This is a genomic window from Rhodococcus sp. SGAir0479 (assembly GCF_005484805.1).
Lineage (GTDB): Bacteria > Actinomycetota > Actinomycetes > Mycobacteriales > Mycobacteriaceae > Prescottella.
Map to the genome: position 1 here is coordinate 3,433,635 of NZ_CP039432.1, position 13,471 is coordinate 3,447,105.

Annotated in this window: 19 protein-coding genes and 1 tRNA gene; 15 read left to right on the plus strand and 5 right to left on the minus strand. The window is 68.2% G+C overall.

The window, feature by feature from the left end; all coding sequences use genetic code 11:
* Positions 1–390: 390 nt before the first annotated feature.
* Positions 391–978: a dCTP deaminase gene (gene dcd, locus E7742_RS15940; RefSeq protein WP_137799826.1), complete on the minus strand. Its 588-nt coding sequence runs from the start codon at positions 976–978 to the stop codon at positions 391–393.
* Between the two features lie 168 nt (positions 979–1,146).
* Here dcd and E7742_RS15945 point away from each other — a divergent pair.
* Positions 1,147–1,220 (plus strand) — tRNA-Gly (locus tag E7742_RS15945).
* A gap of 608 nt (positions 1,221–1,828) precedes the next feature.
* On the plus strand, positions 1,829–1,954 hold the full coding sequence (locus E7742_RS23650; RefSeq protein WP_302660013.1) for a hypothetical protein: 126 nt from the start codon (positions 1,829–1,831) through the stop codon (positions 1,952–1,954).
* Positions 1,955–2,606: 652 nt separating this feature from the next.
* Here the strand turns inward: E7742_RS23650 and E7742_RS15955 are convergent.
* Positions 2,607–3,209 carry a TetR/AcrR family transcriptional regulator gene (locus E7742_RS15955; RefSeq protein WP_137799827.1) on the minus strand — a complete coding sequence of 201 codons (603 nt, stop codon included), beginning with the start codon at positions 3,207–3,209 and terminating at the stop codon, positions 2,607–2,609.
* A 61-nt stretch (positions 3,210–3,270) separates the two neighbouring features.
* Here E7742_RS15955 and E7742_RS23780 point away from each other — a divergent pair, with 61 nt between their 5' ends.
* The 10 genes from E7742_RS23780 to E7742_RS23275 all read left to right on the plus strand — a co-directional run bounded on the left by E7742_RS23780 (position 3,271) and on the right by E7742_RS23275 (position 9,034).
* Complete coding sequence (locus E7742_RS23780) at positions 3,271–3,375, plus strand: putative leader peptide (protein WP_368076924.1); 105 nt, start codon at positions 3,271–3,273, stop codon at positions 3,373–3,375.
* 149 nt (positions 3,376–3,524) lie between these two features.
* The gene (locus tag E7742_RS15960; RefSeq protein WP_137799828.1) at positions 3,525–4,064 is read left to right on the plus strand and encodes a DUF4242 domain-containing protein; all 540 of its coding nucleotides are present in this window, start codon (positions 3,525–3,527) and stop codon (positions 4,062–4,064) included.
* Between the two features lie 7 nt (positions 4,065–4,071).
* Positions 4,072–5,121 carry an acyl-CoA dehydrogenase family protein gene (locus E7742_RS15965; RefSeq protein ID WP_137799829.1) on the plus strand — a complete coding sequence of 350 codons (1,050 nt, stop codon included), beginning with the start codon at positions 4,072–4,074 and terminating at the stop codon, positions 5,119–5,121.
* Positions 5,097–5,840 (plus strand): ABC transporter ATP-binding protein, encoded by a 744-nt coding sequence (locus E7742_RS15970; RefSeq protein WP_137799830.1) that lies wholly within the window; start codon positions 5,097–5,099, stop codon positions 5,838–5,840. The genes E7742_RS15965 and E7742_RS15970 overlap by 25 nt, the downstream gene beginning before the upstream one ends.
* Positions 5,837–7,006, plus strand: coding sequence for an ABC transporter substrate-binding protein (locus tag E7742_RS15975; protein WP_175420507.1), 1,170 nt, complete (start codon positions 5,837–5,839; stop codon positions 7,004–7,006). Before E7742_RS15970 ends, E7742_RS15975 begins: the two co-directional genes overlap by 4 nt.
* The gene (locus tag E7742_RS15980; protein ID WP_137799832.1) at positions 7,003–7,821 is read left to right on the plus strand and encodes an ABC transporter permease; all 819 of its coding nucleotides are present in this window, start codon (positions 7,003–7,005) and stop codon (positions 7,819–7,821) included. The genes E7742_RS15975 and E7742_RS15980 overlap by 4 nt, the downstream gene beginning before the upstream one ends.
* A 154-nt stretch (positions 7,822–7,975) precedes the next feature.
* Positions 7,976–8,278, plus strand: a complete 303-nt coding sequence (locus tag E7742_RS15985) for a hypothetical protein (RefSeq protein ID WP_137799833.1) — start codon at positions 7,976–7,978, stop codon at positions 8,276–8,278.
* A 57-nt stretch (positions 8,279–8,335) separates the two neighbouring features.
* Positions 8,336–8,512, plus strand: coding sequence for a hypothetical protein (locus tag E7742_RS23270; protein WP_175420508.1), 177 nt, complete (start codon positions 8,336–8,338; stop codon positions 8,510–8,512).
* Between the two features lie 109 nt (positions 8,513–8,621).
* On the plus strand, positions 8,622–8,750 hold the full coding sequence (locus E7742_RS23655) for a hypothetical protein (RefSeq protein WP_302660014.1): 129 nt from the start codon (positions 8,622–8,624) through the stop codon (positions 8,748–8,750).
* A gap of 137 nt (positions 8,751–8,887) precedes the next feature.
* Complete coding sequence (locus E7742_RS23275; protein WP_175420509.1) at positions 8,888–9,034, plus strand: hypothetical protein; 147 nt, start codon at positions 8,888–8,890, stop codon at positions 9,032–9,034.
* Here E7742_RS23275 and E7742_RS15990 read toward each other — a convergent pair.
* Positions 9,010–9,321, minus strand: coding sequence for a hypothetical protein (locus E7742_RS15990; protein WP_137799834.1), 312 nt, complete (start codon positions 9,319–9,321; stop codon positions 9,010–9,012). The two genes, E7742_RS23275 and E7742_RS15990, sit on opposite strands and share 25 nt — an antisense overlap.
* 1,472 nt (positions 9,322–10,793) lie before the next feature.
* On the opposite strand from E7742_RS15990, the gene E7742_RS23280 reads away from it, so the two are divergent.
* Both E7742_RS23280 and E7742_RS15995 read left to right on the plus strand, forming a co-directional pair.
* Complete coding sequence (locus E7742_RS23280; protein ID WP_175420510.1) at positions 10,794–10,955, plus strand: hypothetical protein; 162 nt, start codon at positions 10,794–10,796, stop codon at positions 10,953–10,955.
* A gap of 114 nt (positions 10,956–11,069) precedes the next feature.
* Positions 11,070–11,282, plus strand: coding sequence for a hypothetical protein (locus E7742_RS15995; RefSeq protein WP_137799835.1), 213 nt, complete (start codon positions 11,070–11,072; stop codon positions 11,280–11,282).
* 19 nt (positions 11,283–11,301) lie between these two features.
* Here E7742_RS15995 and E7742_RS16000 read toward each other — a convergent pair whose 3' ends face one another.
* On the minus strand, positions 11,302–11,526 hold the full coding sequence (locus E7742_RS16000) for a hypothetical protein (protein WP_137799836.1): 225 nt from the start codon (positions 11,524–11,526) through the stop codon (positions 11,302–11,304).
* Between the two features lie 35 nt (positions 11,527–11,561).
* Entirely contained in the window at positions 11,562–12,317 is a 756-nt protein-coding gene (locus E7742_RS16005; protein WP_254699029.1) for an HNH endonuclease family protein, read from the minus strand.
* A gap of 177 nt (positions 12,318–12,494) precedes the next feature.
* Here E7742_RS16005 and E7742_RS16010 point away from each other — a divergent pair, with 177 nt between their 5' ends.
* A complete protein-coding gene (locus tag E7742_RS16010; protein WP_137799837.1) occupies positions 12,495–13,439 on the plus strand; it encodes an aldo/keto reductase in 945 nt (314 codons plus the stop codon).
* Positions 13,440–13,471 lie beyond the last annotated feature (32 nt).

Below are 13,471 nucleotides of genomic sequence, written 5' to 3' on the forward strand. Positions count from 1 at the left end.
TGGAGGGTGGGCGGCGAGCAAAACCGCGCCTGTCAGCCACCTGCCCCGCGGTTACTGGCCAGTAACCGAAGCGACCTGCGAAGACAATCAACCGCGATGGCGTCTAACCGTCTTTTCGATGGGTCACTCGGAAACTTCGAGCTTTTCCAGCTGTCCGAATCGAGCCTAAAGTCCCTGTCTATCTGACCATACGGCGAGGACCTAGCCTGCTCGTCGCGTTGGCCACCGCCGCTATTCTGAACACGCAACGGCTCCATTGCTGTGACAAAAAACACACCATCGCGGCTGAGCACGGCAGGATGGCGGGCTCGTCGGCGCCGGCAGCGCTCGAACAATCAACTGTCAGCAGTGGGATCGATGGATGAGCGGCCGACCAGCGCGAACGAACGGTCAGCCGGCAATGCCGCCCGGATGCTTGGGGAAGTTGAGATACGCACGGGAGGGAGTCGGTCCGCGCTGCCCCTGATACTTGGACCCGACCGCCGTACTCCCGTAGGGGTTCTGGGCTGCGCTGCTGAGCTTCAACAAGCACAGTTGGCCGATCTTCATGCCAGGCCACAGCGTGATCGGCAGGTTCGCGACATTGGACAGCTCGAGCGTGATGTGGCCGCTGAAGCCGGGGTCGATGAACCCGGCCGTCGAGTGCGTCAGCAGGCCCAACCGACCAAGACTCGACTTACCTTCCAGGCGGCCCGCCAAATCCTCCGGCAAACTGCAGATCTCGAGCGTGGACCCGAGGACGAATTCTCCTGGATGCAACACGAACGGCTCGCCCGGCGCTGGCTCGACCAGTGACGTCAGTTCGTCCTGCTGCAGGGCAGGGTCGATATGCGTGTACTTGGTGTTGTCGAAGACGCGGAAAAGGCCATCGAGCCGCACATCCACACTCGAGGGTTGGACCATCTCCGGCTCGAACGGGTCGATGCCCAGGCGTCCGGAGGAAACCTCGGCACGGATGTCACGGTCTGAGAGCAGCACACGAAGAGGCTACCGGGGCGCCCGATACGACGGGCGCAACCCTCGTAGATCATGGATCTTCGGCACAGATCGGTGCGCCGTCAATCAGCCCGGAGGGCTTCTGCTAGAGTTGCCGCTTGCAAGGCCGCTCCGACCCCAAATTTGAAAGTCGAAGCAAAAGCCCTGCATGCCGATGTAGTTCAATGGTAGAACATCAGCTTCCCAAGCTGAATACGCGGGTTCGATTCCCGTCATCGGCTCCACATCCCTCTGCGCGCAACCGCCACGCCGAGCCGCCGCCCCCGCCCCCGGTCTTCGACGCCCGATCGTCGAATCACAAGTGGACAAGCCTCTCCGGACGCGTCCGCCCGCAGCCAGCCGAGTCTCGCCCGGTCAAACCGCTGTTCGCCTCGAGACGGCGTGACGCCGCAAGTGCGCTTCGAGCCACCAAGACCATTCCCGTAGCGGCAGTGCAGGTACCTGCGTTCGGGCGAAGGTGCCCCCGCGCGCCGCGGGACTTCGGACCTCCTTCACCCGCAACACATTCAACACGACCGGTTGTTCTGGTAACGTCCGCCCAATCACGAGTTCAACTTCGTGAGGCGCGGGGGCGTAGAAGGCGTCGTCCGCTCAACGGCGACGCAATCGCGTCGTCACGGATCACAAAGGAGGCCCCATGGGCTCGTTCGATTACATCACCGAGTACGTGACGTCGATCGATCTTGCGGCGGACACGATCGGCACGCTGCTCAACTTCGTCGGCGGACTCTTCGGCAGCAGCGCCAACTAACCAGCAACTCACCTGCGCCGCCCCGGCGTTCGCCCCTGACGTAGCGAACGCACGGCGCTCCCCTACTTCGGAGGTAAATCCATGGGCTCGCTCCTCGACATCATCCGCATCCCCGTCATGAGCTTCGACGCTCTCGGCGCTGGCATCCTCGAGTCGTTCCGCAACCTGATCGACTTCGGCAGCGCCGTGTTCGGCGGCGGCGTCTAAATACCGCTCAGGCGCTCGCGCGCCGAAGAAGAACCCACGTCGGCCGGGTGTACGCCTCTACCTCGTACACCCGGCCGACGTGGTGTATAAGGGCACAGTGGTCGACCTCTTCTATCCCGTCCTGACGATGAATCTGCTTCTCGTCGTGGGTGCGTGGTGCCTCGCGCGGCCCAGCCCGCCGGCTGCCGTGTGCCTGACGGCGCTGGCGGTGACGTGGCTGTTCGCCAACGGCCCGCTGGAAGGGCAGATCCTATGGAGCGTCACGGCAAACCACGGGCTCACAGTGTCGGACCTTCTGTCAGTCGCAGCCGTTGCGCTGGCTGTGCGTACATTGCGTCACCACGGCCGGCACGAGGCGCCCGGCACGAGTGTGTGGAAGGTGGCGGCCCGGCTCAACCGAGAGCGGCCGCCGCGCCGAGCAGAGTCAGAAGCGCCCCCCGCCGCCGAGTAACGTTGCGGCGCGGGCGGCAATCAATTCGGTCTTCCTGGTCAGTGCCAGCCTTGCTGCGAACGAGCCCATGTTCTCTCCCCGACTCCCCATGGACTTCCGCCGAGACGCGCGGCAAGTCCGAGTTCCGCCCAGACTTGTTGCGGGGCGGCGAAAGTGACGATAAACCAACTTACTGGTCTTGTCGCGCGGAAGAGCGAATTCCTAGGACCGGAGTGCGCCCGCGATTAGACCGGCGGCCATTTCTCGTCCCCGGTGGATCGGTTCTTCCGAGTGCGTGAATTTCGATCCCGCGAGGGCACCGTCGTAGACCAATTGAATGTGCGCGGCCAGATGGTCCGGACGAGCGCAGCCTGCGGCCGCCACATTCTCCGCGATCCGGTCGCGCACCCACTCTCGGTGCTCGCGGACCGGCGCCAGCATCGACTCCCCGCCGGCGGGAAACTCCGTCGCCGCATTGAGGTACTGGCAGCCCCGGAAATTGCGGACCGGCGCCGACGCGGCTGCGAGGTCGAAGAAGGCATACACCCGCTCGAGCGGATCGGCGACGGCCGTCACAGCGTCCTGCCAGCGCGCCCGGTCACGCAGGTCCAGGCCCTCGAGGTAGGCCCGCACCAGCGCATCCTTGGACCCGAACGACGAGTACAGGCTGGCCTTCGCGACGCCGGATTCCGCGAGGATCCGGTCGATCCCCACCGCCCGGATTCCGTTGGCGGCGAACAGTTCGGTCGCGGTGGCGAGCAGCCGCTCCGCAGGGGAGCCGGCGGCGCTGCGGGGCGAGTTCGAGAGTGGGCGGTAGTGCGGCACCGGGACAGATTAGCGAGCGAACGAGCGCGGCCACGCAGTGAGTGGACAGACAGTTCTGTCTATGTCTAAACTGCGGCCCGTGACCCGCAGCTTTCTGACCCGCCGCCTGCACCTGGATTTGGTGCGGGTTGCCGGCGCTGCGTGTTGTCGTCTCACGATGCGCTGATCGACAGCCACCGGATCCGTCCCGCGACCCCGGCCCTCGGCATGCCTCGAGCGCCCGCTTCCCGCACCTCCCACCCCCGAATTGCCTCACCCGGCGTCGTCGGTGTGGGCGTGCGACGGTATCCATCACCACCACCGGAAGGTTCCCCCATGTCCTCGAAGGCTCTGTACCTGTACGAAATCGCGCCCGCCGCCGAGCGTCGCGACCAGCTCGAGCAGCTCATCAAGGAGATCGACGCGGCGACCACGGCCGCGGGCGGCGAGCTGATCGAGACCCAGGTGACCAAGGGCGGCGAGCGCGTCTTCGCGATCACGGAGTTCGACGGCTGCGCCGCACCCGACCTTCAGGCCGATTCCCTGCAGGCCGCCGAACTCGATGGGCCGCACCAGGTTCGGATCGTCGGCGCCGACATCGAGGAGATCAAGGCCGCGCGCCCGGAGGCCGGCTACCTGGTGGAGTGGGACATCCCGGCCGAGATCGACATGGACACCTACCTGACCCGCAAGAAGGAGAAGTCGCCGCTTTACGCGAACATCCCCGAGGTCAGCTTCCTGCGCACCTACGTGCGCGAGGACACCGCCAAGTGCCTGTGCTTCTACAACGCTCCCGACGAGGACGCCGTCCGGCGCGCCCGCGACATCGTCAGCACCCCCGTCAGCCGCCTGCACGAGCTCGACACCGAACGGTAGAACCCCGATGACCGCGACCATTCACGCCACCAAATCCGCTGAGCGGGAGAAGGCCCGCGCGTTCGTGCGCGACCGCGCCGCCCGACTCGACCGCGGCGAGACCGACACCCGCGAGGACGTGGCCCGGCTGGGCTCACTGGGGCTGCTCGACCTCGGGTGCGGGGCGGATCCGCTCCTGAACATGGTCGCGGTCATCGAGGACGTCTCCGCCGAGAGCCTCAGCGCCGGCTTCGCGGTGTGGGCGCACCGGATGTGCCTCGAATACGTGGACCGCGGCCCGGAGAGCGTCCGCGCCGCGTTCCGGGACCGCCTCGCGACCGGCGCGACGATCGGCGTCACCGCGATGGCCGCCGGGCTGCGGCAGGCGGCCGGGCTGGGCGACGTCCCGCTGATCGCCACCCCGGTGGACGGCGGCATCGAGATCACCGGCCCGATCCGCTGGGCCTCCAACGTGTTCGAGGACTCGGTGATCGTGCTGCCGGCCCGCTGCGAGGACGGGACCACGTTCGTCGCGGTGATCGATGCGGACTCGTCGGGGGTCCGCATCAACCCGGCCCCGGATCTGCTGGCGCTGGAGGCGACCTCCTCCACCTCGCTGGTCCTCGAGCGGGTGTTCGTCCCCGAGGAACGCCTGGTGAGCGCCGACCTGCTCACCTTCTGCCGGGACATCCGCCCCACGTTCCTGGCGCTGCAGACCTCCTTCTGCAGCGGCATCGCCAGCGCGTCACTGGCCGAGGCCGCACAGCTGCTCACCGGGCTGGGCGAGCAGTTCGCCGACGAGTACGCCGCCCTGGACGCCGAGTACACGTCGCTGCGCACCCGGTTGCACCACTTCGCCTCCCGCATCGACGACGTGCCGGTACGGGAGCTGATCCAACTGCGCCTGGACGGCTCGCACGTCGCGGTCGCCGCGACCCGGCTCGAGGCCACGCTCCGCGGCGGCGCCGGCTACGCCGCCAAACACCCGACCAACCGTCGGTTCCGCGAGGCCGCGTTCCTGCCCATCCAGTCCCCGTCGGAAGGACAACTGCGGTGGGAACTCGCGCAGTCTCGATAAACAAGGGCTACAAGAGCTTCGGCAGCCGCCACCGGCCGGTGCTGGCCGGCGTGGACCTCGACATCGACCGCGGCCAGATGCTCGCCATCGTGGGCGCCAGCGGCAGCGGCAAGTCGACACTGCTGCGCATCGTGGCGGGGCTCGATCAGCTGGATGCGGGCACCATCACGTGGGACGGCGTGACCGGTGACGCCCGGCCCCGCACCGGCGTCGTCTTCCAGAAGCCGCTGCTGCTGCCGTGGCTCACCGTCCGCGAGAACGTCCGCCTGGGCGACCGGTTCGCCGCCAACCGGGACGTCTTCGATCCCGCGTACGCGGACGGGCTGCTCGACCGGTTCGGCCTGGCCGAGGTGGCCGACGCGTACCCCGACGAGCTTTCCGGCGGGCAGGCGCAACGGGTCTCGGTGATCCGGGCCGTCTCGATCCGGCCGCAGCTGCTGCTGCTGGACGAGCCGTTCAGTGCCCTCGACCCCGCCATCCGCGGCGACCTGCAGCACTGGCTCGCCGGCGTCGCCGAGGAACTGGGCTGCACCACCGTGCTCGTCACCCACGACATCGACGAGGCCATCGTGCTGGGACACCGCATCGTGCTCATCGGCGACGGCGGCACCGTGCAACGCGAATGGGACTGCGCGGGCCGCACCGCCGACGACGCCCTGCGCGCCGACATCCTGGCCGCCTACCGCACCACCGCACTCGTCGGGACTCCCGGGCCGTGAGCGGACTCGTCGACCGGCGCACCCTGCTGCGCGGCGCAGTGGGCTTGGCAGCCGCCGGCGGCCTCGCCGGGATCGCCGACCTGGCCCGCACCGCCGGCACCAGCCGCGCCAACACCAGCGGGCAGCTGCGGGTGGGCTACCTGCCGATCACCGACGCCGCACCGCTGCTGGTCGCGCACCGGGCCGGGCTGTACGCGGGCACCCCGGTGACCACCGCGCAGCCGGTGATGTTCCGCAGCTGGTCGAGCCTGGCCGAGGCGTTCATGAGCCGGCACGTGGACGTGGTGCACCTGCTGATGCCGATGGCCGTGCAGCTGCGCTACTCGTTGGGCGGCGCGGCCCGGATCCTGGGCTGGAACCACACCAACGGCTCCGCGCTCACCGTCGCCCCGGACGTCACCGACCTGGGGCAGTTGGCCGGCCGCCAGGTGGCCATCCCGTTCTGGTGGTCCATCCACAACATCGTGCTGCAGAAGATGCTGCGGGCGAACGGCCTTCGCGCGGTGGTGCGTTCCGCGCCGTCGAAGGCGGCCGGCACCGTCGGGTTGGTGGTGATGAGCCCGTCGGACATGTTGCCGGCGCTGGCGAACGGTGCCATCGGCGGCTACACCGTGGCCGACCCGTTCAACGCCGCGGCAGAGATCAAGGGCGTGGGCCGGATCCACCGGTTCCTCGGCGACGTGTGGCGCGACCACGCGTGCTGCGCGCTGCTGGTCCACGAGGACGTCGTCGACCGCAATCCGACCGGCGTGCAACAACTCACCGACGCGGTGACCGCCGCGCAGCTGCGCATCTCGACGGACCGCAAGCAGGCCGCGGAGATGCTCAAGGCGGGCAACTATCTGCCGCAGCCACTCCCGGCGATCACCAAGGCTCTGACCTATCCGGCCGACACCTACCCGATCACCCACCACGACTGGCAGCCGCAGCGGATCGGGTTCCAGCCGTTCCCCTTCCCGAGCTTCACCCGCGCGCTGGTGGAGGCGATGCAGGACACCGAGGTGGACGGGGACCGCCGGTTCCTGTCCCGCCTCGACCCCGCCACCGTCCACACCGACCTGGTGGACGACCGATTCGTCCGGCAGTCCCTGAGCCGGGGCGGGGGCCCGACCGCGTTCGGGCTGCCCGCCGACCTGACCCGTACCGAGGAAGTGGAACCGACGTGAGCAGCCGCCCCTCCCCCCGTACCCGCGAGACGGCGTGGTGGCCACCGGTGGTCGCGATCGCGATCGCGGTGGCGCTGTGGTGGTTCGCCACCACGATCGTCGCCGGTGCCGGCTCCCTGATCCGCGACTTCGCGCCGCAGGAGGTGGTCCCGGCACTGGTGGAGCTGTTCGAGCGCGGGGTGCTGCTCCCCGACCTGGCCGCGAGCATGTGGCGGCTGCTCGTCGGGCTGCTGATCGCCGCGGTGATCGGCATACCGCTGGGGCTGGTGATCGGGCTGAACCCCACCATCGACCGCGCCGTCCGGCCCGTGACCCAGTTCCTGCGGATGATCTCGCCGCTGTCCTGGGCACCGATCGCGGTGGCGCTGTTCGGAATCGGACACCGCCCGGTCTTCTTCCTCATCGCGGCCGCCGCCGTCTGGCCCATCGTGATCAACACCGCGGCGGGTGTGCACGCGATCGAACCCGGCTACCTGCTGGTGGCCCGATCCATGGGAGCCACCCGGCGTGAGCGGCTCACCACCGTGGTGCTGCCCGCGATCCGCGGGCACCTGCAGACCGGGCTGCGGGTGGCGCTGGGCATCGCCTGGGTGGTGCTGGTGCCGGCGGAGATGCTGGGGGTGCGGTCCGGGCTGGGCTACCAGATCCTCAACGCCCGCGACCAGTTGGCATACGACCAGGTGATGGCGGTGATTCTGGTGATCGGCGTCCTGGGCTACCTGCTCGATTCGGCCGCCCAGCGGCTGCTCACCACCCGGCGGCGCCGACGTCCACAGGGCGCCCCGGCGGCACCGGAAACCGTGCCGGTCGACTGACCACTTAACCGGTGCAGTGCGCTCCCGACGAGCGCGCAGCCGCATACCGGCATACGATTCGAGAGCCTCGCTAACGGCGAGCACGTCTCCCGTTGGGCACACACCAGTTGCCCCCAGCCGGCACCGCGCTTCCACAAGTCGCCAAAGGAGTCACATGAGCCACGCACTCGGAGATCAGGCCGCTACCTCGATCAAGGGCGATGTCGTATTCGTCGGAAACTCCGCCACGTTGGACGAGGTCCGCGAACTGGCGCTCGCGCTGGGCCACGGCCGAGCCGACACCCTGGAAGGCACCGTCGACTGCGCGGTGGTGGACGAGGACGCCCTGGACGGCATCTGCACCCCGGCCGACGCCGCGCTGCTGGCCCAGGTCCGCGCCCTGGGCATCACGGTGCTGACCGTGCACCAGGCCCGCGACCGCTTTCGTCCCGTTACGGAACCTCTGTCGCTCGCGTGAGATAGTTCTCAGCGCATACTTCAACGTTTCACAGGTGCCGATGCTAGAAACAGAGGCATGGCTTGGCTGTGGACTGCGCTGAGCGTGTGGCTCGTGCTCGCGCTCGGCGCAGCCGTGCTCATCGGCCGCGGCATCCGGCGGGCCGACCGCGAGGAGCTCGGCTCGACCCTCGACTGGGACACCACCACCCTCGACGCCGAGGACGCGCCGCAGCGGCATGACCATCGCCGATGAGGCCGTCATGCCCGACATGCACTAACCTCGCCCGTGCCGCAGCACCTGGCAGTGGCACGGCCTTCGACTGTGTCGAATGCGTCGGGGAAGCACGAACAGAGGAGAAGCAATGGGTTCGTCCGAAGCCGATCTCGCACTCATCGAGCAGATTCAGCCGGTGGTCAGCGGCGTGGGCTCCCTGATCGGCGGGCTGGGTACGATCCTGGCCCTGGTGGGTGCGGTCGCCGGTCTCCGCTGACCCCTTCGCCTGCAGAACGCCCCTCAGCTGTTTCGGCTGAGGGGCGTTTTTCGTGGGCGGCACGGGCGGATGAAGATTCGGGTGTCATTCGGGCCTACCGGTTACGGCAGCCGAGCCGAGGCGCTGTAGTTGGCGGTGTGCACTGGATCGTCTGGCTGACCGTCGGCTGGATCGTGCTGTCCGTCGTCCTCGCATTGGTCATCGGTCGGGCGATCCGGATCGCCGACGAGCGCGAGTTCCGGCGGCCCCCCGCTGACGATTACGAAGACGACAAGCCGGACTGAGCGGTTTCCGTGGTGCCGATCGCGGCCGCCGGCGGATCTACGACTACAGCGGCGGCCTCGGCGGCGGTGGCTGCCAGGTTCAGGCTCTCCATCTGCGCGCAGGTCGCGTCGAACGCGTCGACCAGCCAGACGTGGCACGACTCGGCCAGCGTCCACTCCTCGCCGGCCGTGCTCGAGCAGAACTGCACGAGCCACGAGTCGCTGGGCCAGCCGGGCGCGTTGTAGGTGGCGAGCATGTACCGCCGGCGCGGATACTCGGCGCGGACCGCGCGGAGTAGACCATGCACGATCAGGTGCGTAGGACGATCGGTGAGGAGCGCCAAAGTCGTGGCGGCGTCAGCGAAATGGCCGTGGTCGGGATTGTGAATCGATACGCGCACAGGGCGCTCCTTGGGGACGCCGAGAATTACGAAGCTTTCGCTACTCTCGGGTTGAAGGCTGAGCCCACAGGACGAAACACCTGCCTGATCTCGATGAACAGGGCCCAACGCCGGTAAGGCGAGTCCTTGGTCCGCCCTGTTCGTTTGGCAGCCAAACTGACTGCTGGGTTCACGGTACGCGCCCCGCGCCGAAAGCGATATAGGCGACGGATCGTCCTGGTGGGTCGGCCGGATATCCGGGCACTCGGTCGGCCATCGCGGCGCACGACTACAGGCGGGACTGTCGGCGATGTTTTCTCAGCACGGTAGAGAATCTCCGAAGTGGGTGACACACAAATCTGCACCCACCGACACAGAACAAACCAGTCGGTACAAAAACTATTTACGCAGGTCGGAGCTTCCGGCATGATGTGCGCCCATGGGGAGACGACATCGACAGGGAAGCGACCGGATTCGACCGAGGCCAAGTCGGACCCGAACCATCCTGAACGTCGCGTTCTGGGGGTTCATGGCCTGCGCGGTGGTTCTGGCCGTGGTCCTCTACTGGGCCATCGAGCAACGCGTGGAGCATTCGAAGCCCGATCCCGCCCCGCCCGGGGCGCTCGCCGTCGTAGGCGAGATTTCTCCCGGACACGCAGCCTGGCCGGAAGGACCTCCCGCCGCGTGACGCTGGGCACAAAGTCCCGATTTCCCGGGTGGGAACCGGGCCCGGTCTCTAACGTCAGATCCGCGGCGCTCGGTCCACCCCCGACGGGACCGAGCGCCGTCTTCACACCGACTAACCCAGTGCACCGCGCTGCATGTCGCTGGGAATCCAGTGCGCCGATTTCCGCAGGGCAGAGTGGCGTCGTCGAACGCGTCGATCACCCAGTCGCCGTGGGCGTCGGCCAATACCGCCGTCCGGTGTGTGGCCGCGGCGAGTGCTCCCAACGCGTCCGCCTAGCGTGCGGCAAGTTCTCTTCGCAGAGGCATGGCGGTCATTTCAAGTAGGCGCGTTCACGGTCCCCTGCGGGGTTTCGCCCGAATGAAACTGGGTACATCTCGGTCGCCGGAGTCGAGTCCGCGGACGAACACTCCTCGGCGAGGTGCCGCTGCTTCAGACCCCAGGCAGCGGCACCGCCCATGTGTAGGGCCGCCCATCAGTGACCGGTGTCGACGGCGGGTGAGGTGGCACGCGGGTCGGGCTGCTCGGTAACGCACACCGCCATCGCAGAGATCAATCGATCGAACATCGGCGGCGCGAAAGAGCGCCGGCGGCACGGTTGAACACGAGGGTGGGCATGGGCAAGCGGCACCGCAAGCCGGTACATCGACGACAGGCCCTCTGGGCTCAGCACCGCCGAGAGGTCGCATTCTGGGGAGTCTTCGCTGTCGCCCTCGTGACTGCCGCGGCCCTCTACGAGGCGACTGAGTATCGAGCTGAACATCTCGACCACAGCTACGTGTCCCGCTACGTGCCGGCGGACGCCGAACGCTTCGTGACGGCAGAGGTGACCGCCGACGTGGTGATGATCGGTGCCGACTCGGGGAACGCGCGGTAGGGGCGGGCCCTCGTCGCTGCCCCCCAGTGTCCGGTTCGGGACCTAAGTTTCCTTACCGATCAAGATCACTCCAGAAGTCGCGGCGCTCAACCGAATTGGGCATGATCTCGCTTCGTGGGGAAACGAAACCGACGACTCGTCAAGACTCGTCAGCAGACCAGCGCGAGCCAGGCCCGCTGGAACATCGCCTTCTGGTGCTTCATGGTGGCCGCGCTGATCGTGGCCGTGGTCCTCTACATCGCCATCGGCAAGCGGGCGGAGGAGTCCAAGGACGCCGCCGTCACGTCGCACAGCCCGGTGGCCACGGCCGTGGAGCCGAACTTCTAGCACCTCGGCCCCCGAAAGCTCAGGCCTCGAACGGGATCACGTTGCCGGCCACGTCGCGGGCGCCGGCGTCGACCTCGATGGCGTCGGCCAGCTCGGCGACCGTCGCCCACACGCGGGGCGGGTCGTCGTCGAGATTGCCGATGGTCAACCAGCTCTCGGTGTCCCGGTAGCGGACCAGGCCGTGGCCGTCGTCGTCGAGCGTGATCTCGAGCGACCCCGACACCGTCCCTTCCTCTGCGGTCATGACGGCGGCCTCGACGGGGAGCGCGACGATGTCGTTTATCCCGAGCCTCCTTCGCGGACACAGTCGTCGACGGCGGTCCGCAGAGCGGCCTGCTCGGCGGAGTCGACGGACAGCCCGTACTTTACCTTCACCTGAAGGTATCGACCGACGTACGCGCACCGGAACTTCCCGGGCGGCAGGTAGTTCGCGGCGTCCTGGTCACCCTTGGACCGGTTGGCCGACGGGTCCGCGGCCACCAGGTTGACAGCGTCGTTGGCGATGTTGCGGCGGGTGTTCTCGTCCAGCTTCGCGGCGCCCGACCGCCAGGCCTCGGCCAACGCGACGATGTGCTCGGCGTCCACCGCCGACGACTCCGTCATGAACTTGTACGGCTTGAGCGCCCCGGTCTTGCGGTCGATGAAGCCGTACTCGTCCTGCCAGCCGCCGCCCGAGCCGACCGTCAGCTCACAGCTTTTCGGATCCAGCTGCACGGGGCCGACGGCGTCGCGCAGCATCATCACGTCCCGGGTGGTGCAGCGGGCGTACTGGGCGAAGTCGGCACCGAAGCCGTGCTCGGGGGTGTTGAGGTCCCAGTGCGGGAACTCCTCGCGGCTGTAGCCGGTCATCGGCAGCTCGGGCGCCACCACCACCTGCGCGAGCAGCCCGGTCAGCTCCCCCGCCGGCAGCGTCGGGCTGGGCGCCCCGCCGGAACCCCCACCGTCCGGAGCCGTCCACTTGTCGATCAGGACATACCCGACCGCCATGATCACTGCCAGACACACCGACCCCAACACGGCCAGAAACCGTCGCACCGAACCCTCATCTCTCGCACATACGTTCGCAGCGAGGAATCCTATCGGGTGGGCGAAATCCGTTTGCCGACTGTTACCACACACCGGAATTGGGCCTCGGCAGCGTGGCCCCTGCGGGCGTACAGTCCGAACTCGGGCAGGCCGTCCGCCCCCTCGAGTGCCAGCGTCAGGAGTTCGATGTCCCCCACCATGCAGTACGTCACCCTCCCCGGAACCGATCTGTCCGTCTCGACGGTCTCCCTGGGCTGCAACAACTTCGGTTCACGACTCGACGCGGCACAGTCCCGCGCCGTCGTCGACGCCGCACTGGAGCACGGGATCACGTTCTTCGACACGGCGGACATCTACTCCACCGGCGAGTCCGAGAAGATCCTGGGCGCCGCCCTGGCCGGCCGCCGCGACGACGCCGTCATCGCCACCAAGTTCGGCGGCCCGATGAGCGAGACCGACCGCGGCTCCGCCCCCGACTACGTCCGCCGCGCGTGCGAGGCCAGCCTGCGCCGCCTGGGCGTCGACCACATCGACCTCTACTACCAGCACATGCCCGACCCGGACGTCCCGATCGCGGACACCCTGGGCGCCCTGGACGAGCTGGTGCAGGCCGGCAAGGTGCGGCACATCGCGTGCTCCAACAGCTCGGCGCAGCAGATCGCGGCCGCCGTCGACACCGCCCGCGAGCGCGGGCTGCCCCGCTTCGTCGCCGCGCAGATCGAGTGGAACCTGCTCGAGCGCAAGGTGGAAGCCGACATCGTCCCGGCCTGCGAGGAGCACGAATTGGCGGTGATCCCCTACTACCCGCTCGCGGCCGGCCTGCTCACCGGCAAGTACCGCAAGGGCAGCGCGTTCCCCGCCGGGTCGCGCTTCGACAAGTCCGACTACTTCGCCGCCACCGCCACCGACGAGGCGCTCTCCCGCGTCGAGAACCTGCTCACGCTGGCGAGCAAGCTCGACCGGCAGCTCTCCGAACTGGCGCTGGCCTGGCTCGACGCCCGCCCGCAGATCGCGTCGGTGCTCATCGGCTCCGCGTCGCCGGCGCAGGTGGCCCGCAACGTCAGCCACCTGCGGCGCCCCCTCGACGAGGACGAGCTCGCGATGATCGACACCTTCCTGGCGAACAACTGACCGACCGGACGCCGACGGGCCCGCTCGCGCAC